Here is a 21,101-nt window from a genome sequence, read left to right on the forward strand (position 1 = left end):
GGCCCTTGAGTCTTTTGAATCGAGGTATAGTTTTCAATGTCCATGGTATCCATGACTTGACCACCCATACGTTCAGCTACAATCCCCGTTTTAATGCCTTTACGTGCGGCATAAATGGCAGAGGTATTTCCTGCAGGACCACCACCAATCACTAAAACATCAAAAGCATCTTTGGCATTGAGCTTTTCAGCTTCTTTGGCCGCAGAATTGGTATCCAGTTTGGCAACAATCTCTTCCAAGGTCATACGGCCTTGACCGATATCGTTATTATCTTGGAACACCATCGGTACAGCCATGATTTTGCGTTCTTCAACTTCGTCTTGGAAGAATGCACCATCAATCATAGTTGCTGTCGTGCCCGGATTGTAAATAGCAATCAGGTTCAACGCTTGCACCACATCTGGACAGTTATGACAGCTTAAAGAGACAAAGACGTCAAAGTCAGACTGGATACCTAAACCTTTGATTGAAGCTAAAATTTCATCCGATACTTTGGGTGCATAACCTGAGGTTTGTAACAATGCCAAGATCAAAGAGGTAAACTCATGCCCCATCGGTAAACCCGCAAAGAAGACACGCGGCTCTTCACCGGCTTTTGCTACACCAAAGCTGGGTGCACGTGAGTTTTGACCATCAAAACGTGCAGTCACCAGTGGAGACAGTGCTGCAACCTCTTCAACCAATTCTTTGATTTTGTCTGATTTTTCAGAACCATTCAAAGTCGCAACCAATTCAATCGGACCTTCAAGGCGTTCAAGAAGTGTTTTTAATTGAGCTGAAGTATTTTGATCTAACATTGTTAAGCTCTCCAAAGCAGTCTATAAATTTATTTGATAGAAGAATCATAGAGTAAATCTAAAAATAGATAAAACAGTTTGTTTTTATTTTAATAATCGGTTTTATAGATTTAAAGATGTTTTCTTCAATCATTTCATAAAGCTATATGGGGGATTTAAATGATTTTTCAACTGATTTACAGTTTAGGCAGTATAAATTAGGTATGATCAAGACAGTTAAAAAATAGGGAGGCAAGTGATGCAATTACAGCGTGGTATCTATCAGCATTATAAAGGGCAACTGTATCAAGTTTTACATGTAGCGACGCATAGTGAAACTGAAGAAAAACTGGTGGTTTATCAGTGTTTATATGGTGATTACTCGATTTGGGTACGTCCACTTTCCATGTTTACTGAAACGGTAATGCTAGAAGATGACCGTGAAGTTGAGCGCTTTAAACTGATTCAAAAAGTATAAACGAAGCTAAGTAAAGTAGAGGGGATTTGATTATGCGTGCAGAATTTTTGAGTAAAGTATCGGCCTTATATCAACACTTTCAAGAACATGACAGTACGCAAACAGATCGCATCGCGCGCTTTCGCAATATTGAGCCTGAGTCTGCACAATTTTTGGCGCAACTGGTTCATATTCAGCAGCCCCAGCAGGTATTAGAAATAGGAACATCAACCGGTTACTCAACCTTATGGTTGGCTTATGCAGCGCAACAAGTGAATGCTCGATTAACCACTTTGGAAATTGATGCTGAGAGAAGTCAACAAGCCGCGAGTCATCTTGCGGATTTCAATTTATCCAATGGTGTTGAGTTTTGGGTGGGTGACGCAGCTGAATATTTGAAGCAGTCGCAAGCCATCTTTGATTTTATATTGCTAGATGCTGAACGTGATGCTTATGTCGACTATTGGCCAGATTTGAAACGACTAATGTATGTTTCACGCGGCGTTTTGGTGGTTGATAATGTTCTATCGCATGCAGATCAAGTCACGGACTTCATCGCGCTTATTCAGCAGGACGAGCAGTTTAACCTGTCTACACTGGCGATTGGTGCGGGCTTGTTGGTGGTGACGTGGGATCATGAAAAACAATCAGGATAAATCCTGATTGTTTGAGCTTCAAAAATTAATGAATACTTAAGCGCGTAAAGTGCAAATCATATTCTAAATATTTATGAACAAAGGCTGTTTTATTATTACATCGAACTAAGTTGTTATAAATAAATTCAGGCACAGGGTGGTACAGCTCGCCTGAACCATCGGCATAGAAAATTTTTAAATAGCGTGTGGAAGCATTGTATTTCCAAGATGTTACCGCAATTGTCCCCATAAGCGACTCCCCATCATTTAAATGGAATCACAGCAATGTGGCTGCTTAATTTAAACTTATGCCAAACTTAAAAAGTGAAGTATTACAGTTTTGTAAATAAAAAAACCGTACATAAAGTACGGTTTTTTTAAGTGATCAATTAACGCATTTTTGCAAGGAAACGGCCTACTCGGGTAATGGCTTCACGTAGTTCATTTTCAGCAGGTAAGAACACCACACGGAAGTGATCTGGTGTTGGCCAGTTAAAGCCTGTGCCTTGAACCAGAAGTACTTTTTCCGCACGAAGTAGATCAAGCATCAGTTTTTCATCATCCTGAACTGGATAGATTTCTGGATCCAATTTCGGGAAGCAATACATTGCGCCTTCAGGTTTAACACACGATACGCCTGGAATGTCATTCAACATTTGCCAAGCGATATTACGCTGTTCGTATAAACGACCACCCGGACGAATTAAATCATTGATTGACTGGTAGCCGCCTAAAGCAGTTTGAATGGCATACTGCGCTTGGTGGTTGGCACACAAACGCATAGAAGCCAGCATGTCCAAACCTTCAATATAGTCGACAGCACGAGACCTATCGCCTGTGATGGCCATCCAGCCTGAACGGTAACCCGCAATACGGTAGGCTTTAGATAAACCATTGAAAGAGATACAGAGTTGGTCACCAGCTAATGCTGCGACAGAAACATGCTCAATTCCGTCATAAACGATTTTGTCGTAAATTTCATCTGCAAACAAAATCAAATCATGCTTTTTAGCCAATGCGACGATTTGCTCAAGTACATGGCGTGGATAAACGGCACCTGTTGGGTTGTTTGGATTAATAATCACGATACCGCGGGTACGTGGTGTGATTTTACTCTCCATATCCGCAATATCGGGATACCAAAAGTTTTCTTCATCACATTTATAATGAATAGCTGTACCGCCTGAAAGATTTACCGCAGCCGTCCAAAGGGGATAGTCAGGCATTGGCACGAGCATCTCGTCACCATCATCTAACAAGCCTTGCATGGCCATCACGATCAATTCAGAGACACCATTGCCGATATACACGTCATTGACATGCATATCTAAGATGCCTTTTTGCTGATAGTACTGACAGATGGCTTTACGCGCAGGGAAAATCCCTTTTGAGTCGGTATAGCCCACTGCATTTGGCAGGTTTAAAGCTACATCATTAATAATCTCTTGAGGAGCCTCAAAACCAAACGGTGCAGGGTTACCAATATTGAGTTTGATAATCTTATGGCCGGCTTCTTCCATTTCATTGGCCGCTCGTAACACTGGTCCACGGATGTCGTAGCATACATGCTCGAGCTTAGACGATTTTTTTATTTCGCGTGGGGTGTGGAGAGTGTTCGGCATTTTGATGTTCTCGGAAAGAGTGGAGGTCACTTTTGCATAACGGTATAAATAGCTTTTAAATGTTTCAGTTGTCACTAGATCGAGATCATGTTCATCTCTGAGTAAAGCAACAATTTTTTCATGCGTAAAACCCACCTGTTGGTATTGTTTAATCACAGGTAGTAGATGTTTAAAAATAACGCTCTTTTTTTGCGACATTTTTTAATCCTGAGCAAGAATGTCAATAAGACTAACACTAAATTTGCTCACAAAAAAGCATTTAAGAAAATAAATTGCTTACCATTTTTATAAATTGCTTTCTTTTTGCTTTTATTGGAATTATAGGTCTTTTGTAAATTGTGAACTAAACACTAGAAATTTTAAGTTGAATCACGTAAATATAGGATTATCCTATTTTAAATAGCAAGATAGAAAGGGACGTGATCATGGGAAAACTCAATAAAACAGACCGAGAATGGCAAAGAGAGTTATCACCTGACGAATTTCGCATTACGCGACAAAAGGGGACGGAACCAGCCTTTACGGGGAAATATTGGAATACGAAACAAGCAGGCACTTACGTATGTCGTTGCTGTGGTACGCCATTATTTAATTCTGAAAATAAATATGACAGTGGTTGCGGCTGGCCAAGTTTTTATAAGCCACTCAATACGACTGTGATAGAAGAGCATCAAGATACAACACATGGCATGGTGCGTACCGAAATTGTATGTCATCACTGTGATGCTCATTTAGGCCATGTTTTTACAGATGGACCTGAGCCTACAGGTTTACGTTACTGTGTAAACTCGGCTTCATTAGAACTAGAAACACAAGAAAAAAGTGATGAGGATACTTATCCATGACCAACATTTATCAGTTTGAAGCGGAATTGTTAGATGGAAAAAATAAATCCTTTGCTGACTATGAGGGCGAAGTGCTGCTCATCGTCAATACGGCCAGTAAATGTGGGTTTACACCACAATTTGCGGGATTAGAGAAAATTTACGAGCAATATCATGCACAAGGGTTTGAGGTGTTAGGCTTCCCTTGTAATCAGTTTGGGGGGCAAGATCCGGGTAGCAATGAGCAAATAGGAACGTATTGTCAGAAAAACTATGGGGTGACTTTTCCCATGTTTTCCAAAGTCGATGTTAAAGGCCCTGAAGCCCATGCCATATTCCGTTATTTAACCAATAACAGCAAAGGGATTCTCGGCAGCGGCATTAAGTGGAATTTTACAAAATTCTTGATTGGTAAAGATGGCAAAGTAATTAATCGATATGCGCCAACCACCAAGCCTGAAGCGATTCAGGCAGATATTGAAAAAGCATTACAACAATAATCGGTTGATGTGTCGTCAGTGATTAAAGAGCAAGGCGCCTCAGTTGAATTTTGGAGTGATCCGCGCATGCCTTATGTGGAAACACGTCGGGCATGTGCAAGTCGTGCTTGTTATAAAGCCCATAGTCATCCGACATTTTCAATTGGAGCGGTGGATCAAGGCAACAGTATTTTCACTAGCCACTTCGCTGGAACGCAACAAATAGACGCGGGTACCTTGGTATTGGTTCCTGCACATGTAGAACATGCGTGTAATCCTGTTCCAGATCAGGCTTGGAGCTACCAAATGATGCATTTAGATGCACATTGGTTGAATCAGTTATTACAAGAAACAGCACATAAAGATACTTATCAAGACATACCGCAGTTCAAACCCGTGCTGTATAAACAGCCTAAGATGTATCATGACTTTAGTTGTCTTAACAGTCAATTATTTGATACTGCACTGTCTTATTGGGAAAAAGAACAAAGCTTAATCACAACACTTACTGAGCTTTTATTTCCATATATTCAATTAGAATTTCTTGCTCCTCAACACTATGCACAGCAAGAGTTTAAGCAGCTTTTATCGATGATTCAGGATGCTGACGTGTTTTTATCATTAGAGCAAATGTCGCAAGAAGTCCAGTTGAGTCGGTATGCCATCATTCGGCTATTTAAATCGTCTTTAGGTATGACGCCGCACGCTTATCAATTGAATCATAAAATTAATTATGCACGCACCTTTTTAAAACAAGGCATGGATATAGCGCAACTCAGTTATATGCTGGGCTTTAGTGACCAAAGTCATTTTCATCGTGTTTTTAAAAGTTTAACAGGCACCACGCCTAAGCTCTATCAAAAGCAACATCGCGCAATTTTATCCAAGAGTTGAACTTCATCCGTCGTTAGGCTTGTCTCACTTTTAAAGAGAGATAAGCAATGGAGCTTTTTATTGTTATTGCTGTGACGCATTTTGTGGCTTTGCTTTCTCCTGGCCCCGATTTTTCCTGATTCTGATGACGGCATTAAACAGTGGTCAAAGAAGAGCACGATATACAGTTTTCGGTATTGTAGCTGGGAATGCTTTTATTTTAGCGCTTATTTTTACATTACTGGGGTGGCTTGGGCATATCATGCTTATGTTCTGATGTTGCTACGCGGATTAGGTGTTGCGTATTTGTTGTATTTGTCTATGCAGTGTTTTCGCTATAAGCATCATGAAAATGTTGAAGTTCAAGCGCGTGATCCTGCACCTCATCAAACTAAAATTCTATGTTTTACTCAAGGTTTACAGTCAAGTTTGCTGAACCCTAAAAATATGATGTTCTATAGTAGTTTGATATTGCTGGTTTATTCTAAGTTTGATGTTTATACCTTGCTTTTAATGAGTCTCTGGATGGTGACTGTGGTTCTGATGTGGAATCTGCTGTTGCTTAAGTTATTGAGTTGCAAGCTTTGGAATCATTTTTTAATCCAGCGACTCAACTGGATTTATAAGATGTCAGGTTGCTGCTTTGCATTTTTTGCAATCATTTTGCTATTAGATGGACTAGTAATATGAGAATCTTAAAGTAAAAGTCAATCAGTTGTCTGACGTCATAAGTTATAACAATGAAATAATTAATTCTCATTTGAATTTACAATTTAAATGAGAATTAAATCAGTTTGACTAAGATCAATTCTCATTTACTATCAGGCTCGAATTTTAGATTGATGAAAAAGGGTAGGAAATGGTTAAGCTGAAACCATTGGTGTTAATGATGGCATGTGTATCTGGGTACAGTATTTCACATGCTGCGGAAGTTTCAGTACGAGCTGGCTCTGAACTACCTAAAAACAGTGTTTCAGAACAAAGTAATGATGTTCAGACACTAGAAACAATTGTTGTAGTTGGTTCGTCAGAAAAAGCAGGAGGCGATCTAGTAAAGCAACCTCTTTCAACGAGTATTATTACTGAACAGCAGATTAAGGACTCGGGTGTAAATAAACTCGATGCTGCCTTAGGTTATGAAGCAGGTATTCTTGCCCAACCTTTTGGCTCGGATAATAAATCTCAATGGTTTAAAGTTCGAGGATTTGATGCAAGTCAAACTTTAGATGGCACACCTTTAGCGCCAAATGGCTTTTTTGTTTGGGAACCTGAAATTTATGGTTTGGAAGCGTTAGAAATCGTGAAAGGTGCTAACTCGTTCAACTATGGTTCATCCCAGACTGGTGGTAATGTGAACCTTGTTTCTAAGCGTCCAGGTTTAGAGCCAAAAGGTGAATTGAACTTAATCGCTGGAAATTTGGATAAACGAGAAGCCAGTGCAGACTATACTGGACTATTTAATGAGGATGGCTCTTTAAGATATCGCGTAGTCGGGTTATATCGTCAAGGTGATAGCCAACTTGAAGGTGCTTATATGAAGCACTACTATTTTGCGCCAAGTATTGCATGGGATATCTCAGATCAAACGCATTTTACTTTACTCACAAGCTACTTGAAAAAAGATGGTGTTCCAACCGCAGGTTTTATGCCCGCTTATGGCTCATTGATTGATACGCCTTATGGAAAAATTGATCCACATACGAATTTGGGTGAGCCTGAAATTGATCGTTTAAAGGTGGAGCAATATTCTGCGGGTTATGAGTTTTCTCACGAATTTGATTCTGGTGTGATTTTTACTCAAAACTTTAAATGGAACCGAATGGATAACTATTTGTTTAGTACATTCGCATGGTCTTCTGATAATGATCGTTTGGCTTATCGTGGTTACAGCTTGACGGATGGAGTGTCAGAAACCAGTAGTATTGATAACCGCTTGATTAAAGATTTTACCTTTGGTGATTTTAAAAACCGCGTCATGTTTGGTCTCGACTATTTTAAAAATAAAACAGATGGTGTAAATAACGGATTTGGTTCGGCGCCGCCAATGGATATGTTTAATCCAGTTCATGACTCAAATTTTGCTGTTTCAGCTCTACCTTATCATTTAGAAACGGAACAATTGGGTGTCTACATATCTAATCAAATGAATTGGAATGATCTCATTGACTTGAATCTAGGGATTCGTCAAGACAATGCTAAAGGTAAGGCAACTCAAGACGGTAAAACAGCTCCTGATTACGATGAAGATAAAACAACTTATAATGCGGGGCTGATGTACCATGCACCATTAGGTTTTTCGCCATACTTAAGTTATTCAACTTCATTTAGACCATCAACAGGGATAGATGGATATAATCGTGCCTATAAACCGTATGAGGGCGAGCAATATGAGGTTGGGGTGAAATATGCACCTGAATGGGTGGATGGTGAAATTACACTGGCATATTTTGATTTGACCGAAAAAAATGCACTGGTTGCGGACAGTTCAAATATACAAGTGCAAGCTGGAAAGCGCACCAATAAAGGGGTGGAATTACAGGCAAACCTGAACCTAACAGATAATTTGTCTACTCAGTTTGCTTATACGCATAATGATTCTGAGCAAGAGTTAAGTACAACCAATACAATTAGGACTCCTGCTATTCCAAATCATATGGTCTCGGGTAAAGTTTATTATAAGTTTATCAATGAGAACTTGCTTAATGGTTTACGATTAGGCGCAGGTGTTCGTTATGTTGGTAGCAGTAATGATGAGCAATATTATTCAGGTTATAATGTAGATTCGTATACTTTAGTTGATGCTATGGCGAGTTATCCATTAAATGAGCAATTAGATGTACAGGTGAATGCAAGCAATTTAACCAATGAGAAATATATCAGTGCATGTTCTTTCTATTGCTATTATGGCGCAGAACGTACAGTAGATTTACGTGTTACTTATAAATGGTAATTTGACGCACTTCTTGATTATGGTAGATGGGTGAGTTCAAGTACTGCTTATTTTCGTATCTTAGGGCTTAAAAAAACCGCCGTTATCGGCGGTTTTTTTTATTCTTGGATTATAAAATCGCTTTTAAGCGTTCAATCACTTGTTCACACTGAGCAAGATCGGCAACTAAAGCAAGACGTACATGGTTTTCGCCTGGGTTACCTTGCTCAGTATCGCGTGACAAGTAACGTCCTGGAAGTACTTTGACATGTGCTTTTTCCATGAGCATTTTTGCAAAAGTTTCGTCATTATCTACTTTTAACCAGTAGTAAAAACCTGCATCTGGTTTTTGTAGGGGCAGTATATGGCCCAATTCCTTTTGAAATAAATCAAATTTTGCACGATATTGCACACGGTTTTCTTCAACATGTGCTTCGTCATCCCATGCTGCAATCGAAGCCAGTTGGTGCTGTACAGGCATCGCCGCACCATGATACGTACGGTATTGCAAATAAGGCTTGAGTAAAGCTGCATCACCCGCGACAAAGCCAGAGCGCATACCTGGTAAGTTTGAGCGTTTAGACAGTGAGTGGAATACGACACAGTTTTTGTAGTCATCTCGGCCTATTTCAGCACAAACTTCGAGTAGGCCCACAGGTGCAGTATCAAACCAAAGCTCTGAATAGCATTCATCCGATGCAATCACAAAACCATATTGGTCTGACAGTGCGATTAATTTTTTGAATTGTTCTTTTGATAACACCGCACCTGTTGGGTTACCCGGTGTACAGACAAATAACAGGGTTGTTTTCTCCCAGACTTCAGCAGGCACAGCATCAAAGTCACCGAGATAACCATTTTCTTCGGTGCAATTTACAAAATACGGTTTTGCCCCAGCAAGTAAAGCGGCACCTTCATAAATTTGGTAGAACGGGTTAGGCATCACCACATAAGGTGCATCTTCACGATTTACCAATGCCTGCACAAAAGAGAAAATTGCTTCACGTGTGCCCGAAACAGGCAATATATTGTTTTCTGCACTAATCTGATTGAGTTGAAAACGACGGGTTAGCCAGTTTGCAATACTGGTGCGTAACTCGGGTATACCTTTACTGTTTGGGTAGGTCGATAAATGCTGAAAATTATCGATAATGGCTTGTTTCACAAACTCGGGTGCAGGATGCTTAGGCTCACCAATCGAGAGTGGAATGAGAGGTAAGTCTGCGGGAGTAATATCCTGAAATAGTTTATTCAACTTTTCAAAAGGATAAGGGTGTAAAAGGGGTAAACTCGAGTTCATGAAACAAAATACCAGTGTGTATTGTTAATGTTGACCACAGACCTGACTAGAGGCTTCATCTAAGGCTGATTTTAGTTGTGCAGCAAAAGTTTCAGCTTCAGTTTCGGTCATGGGTTGACCATCTTTTTTGGTGACAAAGAAAATATCTTCGGCACGCTCACCTAGGGTGGCAATTTTAGCAGAGTGAATATCTAAACCTTGCATCATAAACAGCCCGCCTACTTTGGCAAGTAAGCCGGGATGGTCAAGTGTTGCAATTTCAACCATGTTTTGTTGCAGTGCTTCATTCAGCGTAATATCAACGGTGTTTTCAATGTCGAAATGGCGTAGCTGACGTGGGATGCGACGTTGCATGAGTCCTGGGTATTTATCTGAATTGGCTAAGGCATCTTTTAATGCTGAGAGTACTTTTGCTTCACGTTCAGGGTCGGTTAGCAGCGTACCAAAACGGTCAAGAACGACATAAGTGTCTAAGCTAAATGCTTTGGTCGCGGTAATAATACGCGCATCTTGTACATCCAAGTTCATACGATCGAGAATAGCAACCGTTGTTGCAAACAGGTTGGGCTGATCTTGGGTATAAATAAAGATTTGCACTGCATCTTGAGCAAATTTACGCTGTGCACGCATCAAAACAAGCGGTTCAGGGTTGTCACCGTGCTGTAAAATAGCACGTGTGTGCCAAGCAATTTCATCAGCAGATTCTTTGAGGAAATATTCATCCCCCAGTTCTTGCCAGACTTTTTCGACATCATCTAGAGCAAACTCTTCGACCAGTTGTTCGCTGGCAGAAAACTTGGTGTCCTCGATGAGCATTTGATAGTCCACAGGACGGCCTAAACCTGAGCGAATCACGTCACGTGCATGGGTATAGAGCTGACGCATGAGAGAAGCACGCCACGTATTCCAAAGTGAAGGATTGGTTGCATTGATATCTGAAACAGTCAACGTATATAGATAGTCGAGATGTTCCATATCGCCCATTTTCTCAGCAAACGCTTTAACCACATCGGGGTCAGAAATATCTTTCTTTTGAGAAGTGACAGACATGAGCAAATGGTTTTGGATGAGCCATGCGACAAGGTTGCATTCACGTTCGGTAAAACCATGACTACGACAGAATTCAATCGCATCGGTTGCACCCAGCTCACTGTGGTCTCCACCGCGGCCTTTGGCGATATCGTGGAAAATGGCAGCCAAATAGACAATGTCCCGACGGGCTAGGCGCTGAAACACGGAACTTACCACGGGAAAATCTTTGGCAAATTCAGGTTCTTTGAAACGATTTAAGTTGCGCAGTAACAATAAGGTGTGTGCATCGACCGTATAGATATGGAACAAGTCATATTGCATTAGCCCCATAATCTGCCCAAACGCAGGAATATAGTTACCTAAAACGCCATAACGTTTCATTGCTACCATGGTTTCGTATAAGCGATGAGGTGAGCGAATGATGGCCATAAACAGGGCTTGATGCGCTGGATTATCTCTATATTTTTGGTCAATGCGTTTAGCTGCCAAAATTAACAGTCGTAGCGTACGTGCTCGGATGCCTGTAATTTCAGGTCGATTGGCCAATATATAGAAAATTTCTAAAATAGCACTTGGATTTTCAGAGAAAATTTTATGGTGTTGAACCGCTAGTTTACCGTCGACCAGTTTAAAATTTTCATTGATTTCTTCAATGTTACGCTCATAGTTCGGCAGGCGTGGGGTAATCACAGATTCATTGAAATAAGCCAACAGCATTTCATTCAGCGTGGTGACTTGTTGCGCGCTTCGATAATAACGCTTCATGAATTGTTCAATTGGATAATTCGGTGATTTACCTTCTTCACGCACATAGCCAAACTTTGCGGCAATGTCACGTTGATAGTCGAACAGTAAACGGTTTTCATCACGTTTAGTGAGGCGGTGTAGGTGATGACGAATTTCCCAGAGAAAGCTTTCGGCTTCTTCTAATACACCTAACTCAAACTCCGAAATAAAGCCTAAATGCACCAAGTCATAAATACGGTTGACGCGGAAATGCCGCTTAGCAATCCAACCAATTTGGTTAATGTCCCGAATGCCACCCGGCGCGTTTTTAATATCGGGTTCTAGATTACTTTCCGTAAAGTTATGCTGTGCATAGCGTTTGGCCTGTTCTTCCATTTTTGCATCATAGAAGGTTTTATCTGTCCATGTTTGCGAAACAATGCGTCGCGGCCATTTAGCTAAGTGTTCATTGCCTGTAATTAAACGGGACTCAATGAGGGCAGTAGCAACAGTTAAGTCGGAGGTTGCTTGTTCAACACAGTTGGCAATGGTACGTACACTAATACCGGGTTTGAAATTGCCGACATCCCAAAGTGAGGAAATAAAGACTGAAATGAGTTTTTCTTGTTCTTCGCTAAACTCATCCTCAGACAAGATCATGATGTCTACATCTGAGTAAGGCAGCATCTCCCGGCGACCATAGCCACCGACAGCAAATAAACTTAAGTCTGTCTGATCGAGTTTTGCATATTTCCATAGGAAAATAAGCGCTTCATCGGTCATATTTGAACGCGTTAAAATGACATCGCGGATGGATTGGCCATGATCAAAACTTTCTTGTAATTGATTTTCGACATCACTACGCCATTGATTAATAGCTTTGATGTCGTGATTGCTGCTGACATAGTTAAGCAGTGGAGAAGTATTGATCATGAACCGTATCCGTATATTTTAACAACGCTTAATTTTGATGAACGCTCACCTGTCCAGCAGCTTGTGCTGCTAGTTCACGCGCTTGGTCGGTTGTTTCAGCACGTGCTGTCGCAACGCCCATACGGCGACGTGTAAAGCCTTCTGGTTTTCCAAAAATGCGTAAATCAGTATTTGGGTTTGCCAAAGCAAGATTTAAGCCAGAAAAAGATATGTTATTATCATCTACGCCTGCATAGATGACGGCACTCGCTGCAACACTATGACGTGCTGTATTTACAGGTAGGCCCAAAATCGCACGTGCATGTAGTTCAAATTCACTTTGGAACTGAGAGGCAAGCGTCACAAGACCTGTGTCATGTGGGCGTGGTGATACTTCACTAAACCACACTTTATCGCCTTTGACAAAGAGTTCTACACCGAAAATACCACAGCCACCCAATGCGATGGTGACTTTATTGGCAATACGCTTTGCTTCATCAAGGGCCGCTGGTGTCATGGCTTGAGGCTGCCAGCTTTCCACATAGTCGCCCGCGTCTTGGCGGTGACCAATTGGGTCGCAGTACGAAGTTTCAATTTCACCCGTTTCAGGGTTTTTTGAACGTACTGTTAATAGCGTAATTTCAAAATCAAAATCAATTTGTGATTCTACAATTACTGTTCCTTGATTTACACGACCACCTGTTTGTGCATATTCCCAAGCAGCATCTACTTCTGAAAATTCTTTTACGCGGGATTGGCCTTTACCAGAAGAGGACATGACTGGTTTAACAAAGTTTGGATAACCAATGTCATCACATGCAGCACGGAAAGATTCTAAAGTATCTGCAAAACGGTAAGCCGATGTCGGTAAGCCCAGTTCTTCCGCAGCTAAACGACGGATGCCTTCACGGTTCATGGTTAAATTGACCGCTTTTGCAGAGGGAATGACTGTGGCAATATTTTCTTGTTCGATTTCAACCAATACTTGCGTTGCAATGGCTTCAATTTCGGGAACAATTAGGTTTGGCTTAACGTCCTGAATGAGTTGTTTAAGCGCTGTCGCATCTGCCATATTTAAGGTATAGGCATAGTGTGCCACTTGCATTGCAGGAGCATGATCGTAACGGTCAGCAGCATGAACTTCTACACCTAAACGTTGTAAAGAAATCACAACTTCTTTCCCAAGCTCTCCAGAACCCAATAGCAGAACTTTAAATGCTGAAGGCTGAAGTGGAGTACCAATAGTAACGCTCATGTAAATCATCCATGCTTGATTTTATGGGCTTTTAGCATAGCAGAACTCTTAAAAGTGTTCAGGGTTCATTCACATAAATTAATGATATTGTCCAACAATTTTTTTTATAAAGCGGTGTATTACAAAGTCAAAATTTTCATGCGAAAGGATGCTAAATAAACTTTTCCAATCAAGCTTGAAATGTCTTGCACAGCTGATCGCTTCAAATAGCACATCAGGTTTTGATGGATTTAAGATATGGGTTAAAAAGGCATAGGAATATAGGTATAAACCAAGCCGTAGCTCAGTGCTGCGGTGAGTGTGGCAGGGACAATTTGCTTAAACTTGAAATAAAGTCCAGCTAATACGATAAAGCCGACCAACATGGCAAAACTTTTATTGGGTGTATCTAACAGTGGTGGCAAGGTGGCAAACACGAGCATCGAACTGATCGCCGCGATACCAATCGAACCCAATGCGATTTTTAACCATAAGGCACCGCGCTTTTGTGAACCTTGCTGGAATTTTTGAATGACGAAGAATGGGCCAAAGCGTGAGGCAAAATTTGCAATACCCACTAAAATGCCGATCAAAATAATTTCGATATTCATGATTGACCTCCCATATGTTCAGGGTCTGGTTTTTTCAGTACATAGTGCTTAAACAAACCTGCAAATATACCCGAACTGATACCAATAAAAATTGCAGCAGATACGTCAATAAAATAGCAGGCAATGGCAGATACAAGAATGGTCACAGCCACCACAAAAGTGTGTTTCTTTTCAAATGCTGCCAATAAGAAACTTAAGAACAGTGCAGGTAATAGAAAGTCTAGAGCGGCTTGTAAAAACTGGGGTAAATGACTGACTTGGTCTGCAAACATTCCCCCTAGAAAAGAACCGGTAGCCCATGCGAGCCAACTAAACAGGCTTAAGCCCAGCATCCAAGACTCAGACCACTCTTGGCGACGTTGTGACAGTTTAATCATGCCTGAGGCAAAAACTTCGTCGGTTAGCCCCCATGACCAAATAGCGGTTTTTTTTAAGTTCAGTTTATCTTGAATTAAGTTTTGTAGCGCAGGGCCATAGAGTAAGTGACGAATATCTAGAGCAATTACAGTGAGGGCAGTCATCCAAATAGACGTGCCACTACCCAATAGTGCAACTACTAAAAACTGACTGGCTCCTGCATACATTGAGCAGGATAAAAATAAAGCCTCCCATGCACTAAAGCCAAACTGGGTTGCAGATACACCAAAGGCAAAAGAAACAGGCAGATAGGTAAAGATAATCGCTTGGCTATCCTTAGCCCCTTGCCAAAAGCCAGCAGCTTGTGCAGGAGTGGGATTAAGTTCGGACACAACACACCTTGAAGAAGACTTTATCAATAGGTCAAAATTGATTGTGTATTGTAACTGAATTCACTAGCATAGTGCCCAATTGTTTGTTGAGGCGTTTAACCATGTTGAAGCTCGAATTACGTACTTTAGGGCTGACTGCTATAATTGTAAGCAGTTTACTTTTACAAGCTTGTGGGCAGTCAGAGCAAGCTCCTGAACAAAAAGTAGAAATTAAGGCCGCGCCAAAAATTACCAATGATGCTACGGAATATGCCCAGCGTGCTTGGGTGTTTATCAATGAAGTAGATGGCTTGGTCTATAACAAGCAATTGGATCAGATTGAAGCCAAAGTCCGTCATCCTGCACGTAAACTCAGTACGGACTGGCGTATTAATGTCAAAATGACAGATTCGGTGACCGAAGGAAAATACGCCCTGTGTCGTAAAGCCTTGACCAGTTTAGAAGTGTGGGCACGTGAGACCTTAGACGGTTCGTCAAGTGTCGCACAGAAACAGAGCGATTATGAACGTGATAAAGCACAATGTCGGGGCGCAATTGATAACCCAAGTTTAGGCAATACGGATCCTAAAAAAGTAGGCGTCTAAGACTGATATAGCATGCCCAAAAGCGAGTTTTTAAAACTCGCTTTTTTATGGTTGTAGCTTTAATGAAAAATGTAATAAAAATAGTAAATTATCCCAATGTAGTAAAATATCGGAATTAAGTCGAATTTTAAGGGTTAATTTAAAAAATTAGTTGTTGTGATGTTTACATTAATTATTGGTCAAATGCTGCCACAGCAGTCCAAAGTCGTTGAGAAAAATAGTCAAGACGTTACGCCGTGTAGCAATATTTTTATACATCTTTTTTATATTGAATTGCGCTCTTAAGGAGCACGCTTGATTGTCTATTCTGAGCTATGTGCCATTTTATGCAGCATTGCAGGATCTAAAATCTTAATCTTTTTAAAAGCAATTGCCAGTATTCCTTGTTTTTCTAAGTTTTGAAGTTCTTGGTTGATGGTTTGGCGTGAACACATCAGCATTTGAGCCAGTTGCTCCTGTGATAAATGGATTTCATCATTGGTAATCGACAGATGGTTGCCATAACCGCTTAAAATAAACAGTAAGCGTTGAGCCAGTCGTTGACTGATATTTTGACTTTGGATTGCGATCAGTTCTAAAAAAGCGAGGCGTAACTTCTGCGAAGCAAGCTGTGCAATATGAAACCAAAATTCTGGGGTGGCTTGGATAAATTCCTCAACATCGCGTTTAGGCAGATGGAGTAGGGTGCTTTTTTGAATAGCAATCGCATCGTGCGAACGCGGTTGCTGATCTATTAATGAAATTTCTCCAAACCACATAATTGGTTCAGCGATTGCTGCAACGGCTTCTTTACCTTCAATGTCGACATGACCTAAACGAATTGCGCCGTTCAAGACTGCATAGATGCCATTAAATAAATCTCCAGAGTGAAAAACAGCTTGGTCTTTTGCAACCTCAATATATTTGGCATGTTGCACAATATACTGTTGATAGGCTTGTGGTAGTTTGGCGAACCAATTGTTATTGAGTAATTGTTGTTGATGTTGAACTTCCAGCATTCCGCGTCCTTTCGTGATTGATCGAGCAACTTGTCAGGTCGACGACAACTTTATGAGCTGTTTTCCTTTAAAGTTATTCTATATCGTGATCAATATCATGCAATAAGGAAATACAGTATGAATAAATTAGAAAAATTATTAAGTCAGTATGCAGCTTATCATCTTGATCATAAAAATATCGTGACCCACTTTGTGGGTATTCCGTTGATTGTGTTTTCAATTATGTGCTTAACCGCAAGAGCTGGCATGACTATTGGCAGTTTTGAAATTACCTTGGCGATGGTTTTGATATTAGCGAGTATTGTTTACTACTTAAGCCTAGATCGAATTTTTGGTGTGATCATGTTAGTAATCTATGCCATGGCTTATCCATTGGCATATAAAATTTCACAGTTTGATTTGGGACTTTGGTTAAGTCTAAGTATTGGTATTTTTGTCGTCGGCTGGGCGTTCCAGTTTGTCGGGCATTTCTATGAGAAGAAAAAACCGGCCTTTATGGATGATGTGATTGGCCTAGCTATCGGACCATTATTTGTTTTGGCGGAAATGGTGTTTATGCTTGGTTTTAGAAAAGACATCGAACAACGTATGTTAGATGAAGCGCGTAAACAGCGTGCTGCAATGGATGATAAACATGTCTCTGTGACATCACATTAACTGAATTATTTTATCGAGAAAAAAGCCAGTGAATTTCACTGGCTTTTTTCTGCTGTTTTAAGATGTCTTCGCGACTTTATGTGTATCTGGTTGAGCTTTGGGTGTATTCGGGCTTGGAGCATGAGCATCTTTATGGGATTTATTGGCCATTTCATTGGCTTTCATTGAATCATGTTTCACCATTTTATCTTGCTTCATGGCTGGATCATGTTTGGCTGTTTTGTCTTGTTTCATTACCTGATCATGTTTCGTCACGTTCATGGTTGCGACGCACTTACCACCTTTATGATTTGCACCTGTACCACCCGACGGTGTTGTTCCTTGTGGGCATGCAAATGCTGTAGCGCTAAGCGTTGTGAATAAACCTGCTGCAATAAATGTGCTGATCTTTTTCATTTTCGTTTGTTCAATGAAGGCATTAGTGCCTGTGATTAAATTAGCGATAATACGAAAGAATAGAAGTTATAATATTGTGTGAGATCCAAACGGATCAGGTGTTCATATGTTATTTAATGCTGTTTTTAAGCTTGGTTTAAGCTTATAAAAAAACCCGATGGGTATCGGGTTTTTTATACTTGGAACGACTTATACGTTAAAGCGGAAGTGTAGAACATCACCGTCTTGAACGATGTATGTTTTACCTTCTAAACGCCATTTACCTGCTTCTTTCGCACCTGCTTCACCGTTGTATTGAACGAAATCGTTATAAGCAATACATTCAGCACGGATAAAGCCTTTTTCGAAATCAGTGTGGATCACACCCGCCGCTTGTGGTGCAGTTGCACCTACTTTAACGGTCCAAGCACGAACTTCTTGTACACCCGCCGTGAAGTAAGTCTGTAAACCTAAAAGACCATAGCCCGCGCGAATTACTACGTTTAGACCTGGTTCTTCCATACCTAAAGCTTCAAGGAACTCAGCACGGTCTTCGTCTTCTAGCAGTGAAATTTCAGCTTCGATTTGGTTGCAAAGCGGAACTACGATTGCATTTTCTTCAGCTGCCAGTTTTTTCACAGCATCTAAATGTGGGTTGTTTTCAAAACCATCTTCAGCAACGTTCGCAATATACATGGTTGGTTTTAAAGTCATTAAACCAAAACCACGAACTAGTTTACGTTCGTCGTCGTCTAGGTCAGCTGCGCGAGCAGGTTTGCCTTCATCAAGTAAAGGTAAAATTTTGTCTAAAACCGCTTTGGTTGCGAGCGCTTCTTTGTCGCCACCTTTTGCAGATTTTGCTAAACGAGTCACTGCTTTTGTCACAGTTTCTAAGTCAGCAAGTGCAAGTTCCGTATTGATGGTTGCGATGTCATCAAGCGGGTCAATTTTACCGTTAACGTGAATGACGTTTTCATCTTCAAAACAGCGTACAACGTGAGCAATCGCATCCGTTTCACGGATATTTGCAAGGAATTGGTTCCCCAAGCCTTCACCTTTAGATGCACCAGCAACTAAACCTGCGATGTCTACAAATTCCATCGTCGTTGGAATCACACGTTGAGGTTTTACAATCGCTGTTAATTTGTCTAAACGTGGATCTGGCACAGGAACGATGCCTGTGTTTGGTTCAATGGTACAGAATGGGAAGTTTTCAGCAGCAATAGCAGCTTTAGTCAATGCATTGAAAAGTGTAGATTTACCAACGTTCGGCAAGCCGACAATACCGCAATTAAAACCCATGAAATAACTCACAACGTGTTATATAAAAATTGCCAGTGATTTTACATGAAAGCCATGACAAAGTCAGGTCTCAGGGGAGAAGAATCAAAGTTGTAAATCATGTTGTGGGCAGAATCTCCTCATTTAAGCCTTTTCTTTTAATAAAGGAACTAGATTTAAGAGATCCGTTGCATGTAGATCATTGTCTATGTAAGGACTGGAGTCTTTCATGAAAATGGCGTGAACTTCATATTGAAACACCCTCCTCAGAAAAAGGAGGGGCTAAAAAACTTAAATGTACAGTATAGAGCTCTATTTTATATGGGAAATGGGATTAAACCTTCCTTTTATCGAGTTGATTTGCCAGATTGTCTCCAATTGCTTGTACACACATCACCAAAATCACGAGCACGACAATCACGGCCAACATGATCTGCATATCAAAACGCTGATAACCGTAGCGATAGGCAATATCGCCTAAACCACCTGCACCAATGGCGCCTGCAATGGCAGAGGAGTTAATCATGGTCACAATGGTTACGGTAAAACCTGCGACAATTCCAGGAAGAGCTTCAGGTAACAACACATGCCAAATGATTTGAGTACGGTTACAGCCGATAGCTTGTGCAGCCTCAATCAACCCTTGATCTACTTCGCGTAAACTGACTTCTGCAATTCGTGCAAAAAAGGGGGTTGCAGCCAAGGTTAAAGGGACAACTGCTGCCCAAACACCATAACTAGTGCCGACAATCCAACGTGTGAGTGGAATCAGGGCCACCATCAAAATAAGAAAGGGAACAGAACGGGTGATATTTACCAACCAGCCTAAGCTATGGTTAATAGTTTTAGAGGGATAAATGCCATGCTCAGACGTGCTGACTAGTACCACTGCCATTGGCAGACCAATGAGTAAGGCAAAAAATGCGGATGCACCGACCATGATTAAGGTGTCGATAGTGCCTGTCAGTAATAAATCAATGAGTTGGTCGTGCATAGCCCAGTACCTCTACATGTGTCACATGTGCTTTTAGTTTTTGTAGTAGCGATTGAATTTCTAAGCCCTGTGTGGGAACAGCAATAACCAATGTTCCTATTAAATGGTTCTGGATGGTGTCGACCTGACTTTGATATAAATGCACAGTTTGTGGAAAGTGCTCCAATATCTGTTTTAAGTCAGGTGGATGATGTGCATCTGACGTCGAGCGAATTTTGAAAATGGCATGTGTATCAAGCTGCGTAGGTTCAGCATTTAAGCGAAAAGGCAAATCGAGTTGTTCTAGATTCAGTAGTTCTTGGGTAATGCTTTGTTGGGGTTGAGAAAACACCGACCAAACTTCGCCTGATTCCACAATTTCACCAGTATCGATGACCACGACCTGATCGCAGATTTCCCGAATCACCTGCATTTCATGGGTAATCAAGACAATGGTGATACCCAGCTTTTGATTAATCTCTTTGAGCAAGGACAACACCACAGAGGTACTTTCTGGATCGAGAGCAGATGTTGCTTCATCACAGAGTAAAATTTCAGGATGGTGAACCAATGCACGGGCAATGCCGACACGCTGCTTTTGACCACCAGACAGTTGTGATGGGTAATGCTGTGCCTTGTCGCTTAGCCCGACCAATTGTAAAACCTCGTTGACACGTTGTTCGATGTCTTGCTTGGGATAATTGGCCACTTTGAGGGGCAGTGCAACATTTTCATAGACTGTTTTTGCAGACATTAGATTAAAATGCTGGAAAATCATGCCAATGCGTTGTCGGAGCTGAATCAGCTCAGCGTGGTTCAATGCGGCCAAGTCTTGCTGATGAATATGGATATGGCCTTCACTGATACGTTCTAAACCATTTAAGGTGCGGATCAGGGAGGATTTACCTGCACCACTTTTGCCAATAATGCCAAACACTTTACCTGTCGGGATATCGAGGTCAATATTTTTGAGTGCATGTACAATATGCCCTTGTACTGCATAGTGTTTGTTTAAGTTACGAATTTTGATATGTGGAATTGAAAAATCCACATGAGAACCAAAGCTGACCATTC

At 41.0% G+C, this 21,101-nt stretch carries 22 protein-coding genes; 9 read left to right on the forward strand and 13 right to left on the reverse strand.

The features are described from left to right. A partial coding sequence (locus PTT44_RS06805; RefSeq protein WP_273795568.1) for a thioredoxin family protein occupies nt 1-797 on the reverse strand: 797 nt, incomplete at its 3' end. Between the two features lie 238 nt (nt 798-1,035). Between PTT44_RS06805 and PTT44_RS06810 the strand changes: the two genes are divergently transcribed. Beyond that, entirely contained in the window at nt 1,036-1,254 is a 219-nt protein-coding gene (locus PTT44_RS06810; protein ID WP_168159715.1) for a DUF1653 domain-containing protein, read from the forward strand. A gap of 32 nt (nt 1,255-1,286) precedes the next feature. After that, nucleotides 1,287-1,889, forward strand: a complete 603-nt coding sequence (locus tag PTT44_RS06815; protein WP_216076774.1) for an O-methyltransferase — start codon at nt 1,287-1,289, stop codon at nt 1,887-1,889. Between the two features lie 25 nt (nt 1,890-1,914). On the opposite strand, the gene PTT44_RS06820 is transcribed toward PTT44_RS06815, so the two are convergent. Beyond that, nucleotides 1,915-2,118 (reverse strand): KTSC domain-containing protein, encoded by a 204-nt coding sequence (locus PTT44_RS06820; protein WP_004980128.1) that lies wholly within the window; start codon nt 2,116-2,118, stop codon nt 1,915-1,917. Between the two features lie 139 nt (nt 2,119-2,257). Then, the gene (locus PTT44_RS06825; protein WP_168159714.1) at nt 2,258-3,688 is read right to left on the reverse strand and encodes a pyridoxal phosphate-dependent aminotransferase; all 1,431 of its coding nucleotides are present in this window, start codon (nt 3,686-3,688) and stop codon (nt 2,258-2,260) included. Between the two features lie 227 nt (nt 3,689-3,915). On the opposite strand from PTT44_RS06825, the gene msrB reads away from it, so the two are divergent. From msrB to PTT44_RS06850, 5 genes are all read left to right on the forward strand, one after another. After that, nucleotides 3,916-4,335: a peptide-methionine (R)-S-oxide reductase MsrB gene (gene msrB / locus PTT44_RS06830; protein WP_005399615.1), complete on the forward strand. Its 420-nt coding sequence runs from the start codon at nt 3,916-3,918 to the stop codon at nt 4,333-4,335. Continuing rightward, entirely contained in the window at nt 4,332-4,814 is a 483-nt protein-coding gene (locus tag PTT44_RS06835; protein WP_004980122.1) for a glutathione peroxidase, read from the forward strand. The genes msrB and PTT44_RS06835 overlap by 4 nt, the downstream gene beginning before the upstream one ends. A 66-nt stretch (nt 4,815-4,880) precedes the next feature. After that, nucleotides 4,881-5,687 (forward strand): AraC family transcriptional regulator, encoded by an 807-nt coding sequence (locus PTT44_RS06840; protein ID WP_168159792.1) that lies wholly within the window; start codon nt 4,881-4,883, stop codon nt 5,685-5,687. A 225-nt stretch (nt 5,688-5,912) separates the two neighbouring features. Next, nucleotides 5,913-6,356, forward strand: a complete 444-nt coding sequence (locus PTT44_RS06845) for a LysE family transporter (protein ID WP_273795573.1) — start codon at nt 5,913-5,915, stop codon at nt 6,354-6,356. Nucleotides 6,357-6,525: 169 nt separating this feature from the next. Continuing rightward, nucleotides 6,526-8,616: a TonB-dependent siderophore receptor gene (locus PTT44_RS06850; protein ID WP_171527563.1), complete on the forward strand. Its 2,091-nt coding sequence runs from the start codon at nt 6,526-6,528 to the stop codon at nt 8,614-8,616. A 109-nt stretch (nt 8,617-8,725) separates the two neighbouring features. Here PTT44_RS06850 and dapC read toward each other — a convergent pair whose 3' ends face one another. The 5 genes from dapC to PTT44_RS06875 form a co-directional block, all read right to left on the reverse strand. Next, a complete protein-coding gene (gene dapC / locus PTT44_RS06855; protein WP_168159332.1) occupies nt 8,726-9,895 on the reverse strand; it encodes a succinyldiaminopimelate transaminase in 1,170 nt (389 codons plus the stop codon). 24 nt (nt 9,896-9,919) lie between these two features. Beyond that, nucleotides 9,920-12,586 (reverse strand): [protein-PII] uridylyltransferase, encoded by a 2,667-nt coding sequence (gene glnD, locus PTT44_RS06860; protein WP_159128266.1) that lies wholly within the window; start codon nt 12,584-12,586, stop codon nt 9,920-9,922. Between the two features lie 28 nt (nt 12,587-12,614). After that, nucleotides 12,615-13,829: a formate-dependent phosphoribosylglycinamide formyltransferase gene (purT, locus tag PTT44_RS06865; RefSeq protein WP_171527550.1), complete on the reverse strand. Its 1,215-nt coding sequence runs from the start codon at nt 13,827-13,829 to the stop codon at nt 12,615-12,617. 233 nt (nt 13,830-14,062) lie between these two features. Next, the gene (gene ygaH / locus PTT44_RS06870; RefSeq protein ID WP_168159330.1) at nt 14,063-14,410 is read right to left on the reverse strand and encodes an L-valine transporter subunit YgaH; all 348 of its coding nucleotides are present in this window, start codon (nt 14,408-14,410) and stop codon (nt 14,063-14,065) included. Beyond that, nucleotides 14,407-15,159, reverse strand: coding sequence for an AzlC family ABC transporter permease (locus PTT44_RS06875; RefSeq protein ID WP_168159329.1), 753 nt, complete (start codon nt 15,157-15,159; stop codon nt 14,407-14,409). The genes ygaH and PTT44_RS06875 overlap by 4 nt, the downstream gene beginning before the upstream one ends. A gap of 101 nt (nt 15,160-15,260) precedes the next feature. Between PTT44_RS06875 and PTT44_RS06880 the strand changes: the two genes are divergently transcribed. Further along, entirely contained in the window at nt 15,261-15,743 is a 483-nt protein-coding gene (locus PTT44_RS06880) for a hypothetical protein (RefSeq protein WP_004693449.1), read from the forward strand. A gap of 302 nt (nt 15,744-16,045) precedes the next feature. On the opposite strand, the gene PTT44_RS06885 is transcribed toward PTT44_RS06880, so the two are convergent. Beyond that, complete coding sequence (locus tag PTT44_RS06885; protein WP_159153755.1) at nt 16,046-16,741, reverse strand: Crp/Fnr family transcriptional regulator; 696 nt, start codon at nt 16,739-16,741, stop codon at nt 16,046-16,048. 117 nt (nt 16,742-16,858) lie between these two features. Between PTT44_RS06885 and PTT44_RS06890 the strand changes: the two genes are divergently transcribed. Further along, the gene (locus tag PTT44_RS06890; RefSeq protein ID WP_168159326.1) at nt 16,859-17,398 is read left to right on the forward strand and encodes an Mpo1 family 2-hydroxy fatty acid dioxygenase; all 540 of its coding nucleotides are present in this window, start codon (nt 16,859-16,861) and stop codon (nt 17,396-17,398) included. Between the two features lie 57 nt (nt 17,399-17,455). Here PTT44_RS06890 and PTT44_RS06895 read toward each other — a convergent pair whose 3' ends face one another. The 4 genes from PTT44_RS06895 to PTT44_RS06910 form a co-directional block, all read right to left on the reverse strand. Continuing rightward, complete coding sequence (locus PTT44_RS06895) at nt 17,456-17,794, reverse strand: hypothetical protein (protein ID WP_125274614.1); 339 nt, start codon at nt 17,792-17,794, stop codon at nt 17,456-17,458. A 189-nt stretch (nt 17,795-17,983) separates the two neighbouring features. Next, on the reverse strand, nt 17,984-19,075 hold the full coding sequence (gene ychF / locus PTT44_RS06900) for a redox-regulated ATPase YchF (protein WP_125274615.1): 1,092 nt from the start codon (nt 19,073-19,075) through the stop codon (nt 17,984-17,986). Between the two features lie 313 nt (nt 19,076-19,388). Continuing rightward, nucleotides 19,389-20,048 (reverse strand): methionine ABC transporter permease, encoded by a 660-nt coding sequence (locus tag PTT44_RS06905; RefSeq protein ID WP_125281593.1) that lies wholly within the window; start codon nt 20,046-20,048, stop codon nt 19,389-19,391. Then, nucleotides 20,029-21,099 carry a methionine ABC transporter ATP-binding protein gene (locus PTT44_RS06910; RefSeq protein WP_168159325.1) on the reverse strand — a complete coding sequence of 357 codons (1,071 nt, stop codon included), beginning with the start codon at nt 21,097-21,099 and terminating at the stop codon, nt 20,029-20,031. The genes PTT44_RS06905 and PTT44_RS06910 overlap by 20 nt, the downstream gene beginning before the upstream one ends. Between the last annotated feature and the right edge of the window lie 2 nt (nt 21,100-21,101).

Origin of the sequence: Acinetobacter sp. Gutcm_16, assembly GCF_028649355.1 — a bacterium.
Lineage (GTDB): Bacteria > Pseudomonadota > Gammaproteobacteria > Pseudomonadales > Moraxellaceae > Acinetobacter > Acinetobacter johnsonii.

What these genes read in the sequence shown, in the direction of transcription:
- PTT44_RS06810 (WP_168159715.1), top strand. Translation starts at nt 1,036, where the DNA reads ATGCAATTACAGCGTGGTATCTATCAGCATTATAAAGGGCAACTGTAT.
- PTT44_RS06815 (WP_216076774.1), top strand. Translation starts at nt 1,287, where the DNA reads ATGCGTGCAGAATTTTTGAGTAAAGTATCGGCCTTATATCAACACTTT.
- PTT44_RS06820 (WP_004980128.1), bottom strand. Translation starts at nt 2,118, where the DNA reads ATGGGGACAATTGCGGTAACATCTTGGAAATACAATGCTTCCACACGC.
- PTT44_RS06825 (WP_168159714.1), bottom strand. Translation starts at nt 3,688, where the DNA reads ATGTCGCAAAAAAAGAGCGTTATTTTTAAACATCTACTACCTGTGATT.
- msrB (WP_005399615.1), top strand. Translation starts at nt 3,916, where the DNA reads ATGGGAAAACTCAATAAAACAGACCGAGAATGGCAAAGAGAGTTATCA.
- PTT44_RS06835 (WP_004980122.1), top strand. Translation starts at nt 4,332, where the DNA reads ATGACCAACATTTATCAGTTTGAAGCGGAATTGTTAGATGGAAAAAAT.
- PTT44_RS06840 (WP_168159792.1), top strand. Translation starts at nt 4,881, where the DNA reads ATGCCTTATGTGGAAACACGTCGGGCATGTGCAAGTCGTGCTTGTTAT.
- PTT44_RS06850 (WP_171527563.1), top strand. Translation starts at nt 6,526, where the DNA reads ATGGTTAAGCTGAAACCATTGGTGTTAATGATGGCATGTGTATCTGGG.
- dapC (WP_168159332.1), bottom strand. Translation starts at nt 9,895, where the DNA reads ATGAACTCGAGTTTACCCCTTTTACACCCTTATCCTTTTGAAAAGTTG.
- glnD (WP_159128266.1), bottom strand. Translation starts at nt 12,586, where the DNA reads ATGATCAATACTTCTCCACTGCTTAACTATGTCAGCAGCAATCACGAC.
- purT (WP_171527550.1), bottom strand. Translation starts at nt 13,829, where the DNA reads ATGATTTACATGAGCGTTACTATTGGTACTCCACTTCAGCCTTCAGCA.
- ygaH (WP_168159330.1), bottom strand. Translation starts at nt 14,410, where the DNA reads ATGAATATCGAAATTATTTTGATCGGCATTTTAGTGGGTATTGCAAAT.
- PTT44_RS06880 (WP_004693449.1), top strand. Translation starts at nt 15,261, where the DNA reads ATGTTGAAGCTCGAATTACGTACTTTAGGGCTGACTGCTATAATTGTA.
- PTT44_RS06885 (WP_159153755.1), bottom strand. Translation starts at nt 16,741, where the DNA reads ATGCTGGAAGTTCAACATCAACAACAATTACTCAATAACAATTGGTTC.
- PTT44_RS06890 (WP_168159326.1), top strand. Translation starts at nt 16,859, where the DNA reads ATGAATAAATTAGAAAAATTATTAAGTCAGTATGCAGCTTATCATCTT.
- PTT44_RS06895 (WP_125274614.1), bottom strand. Translation starts at nt 17,794, where the DNA reads ATGAAAAAGATCAGCACATTTATTGCAGCAGGTTTATTCACAACGCTT.
- ychF (WP_125274615.1), bottom strand. Translation starts at nt 19,075, where the DNA reads ATGGGTTTTAATTGCGGTATTGTCGGCTTGCCGAACGTTGGTAAATCT.
- PTT44_RS06905 (WP_125281593.1), bottom strand. Translation starts at nt 20,048, where the DNA reads ATGCACGACCAACTCATTGATTTATTACTGACAGGCACTATCGACACC.
- PTT44_RS06910 (WP_168159325.1), bottom strand. Translation starts at nt 21,099, where the DNA reads ATGGTCAGCTTTGGTTCTCATGTGGATTTTTCAATTCCACATATCAAA.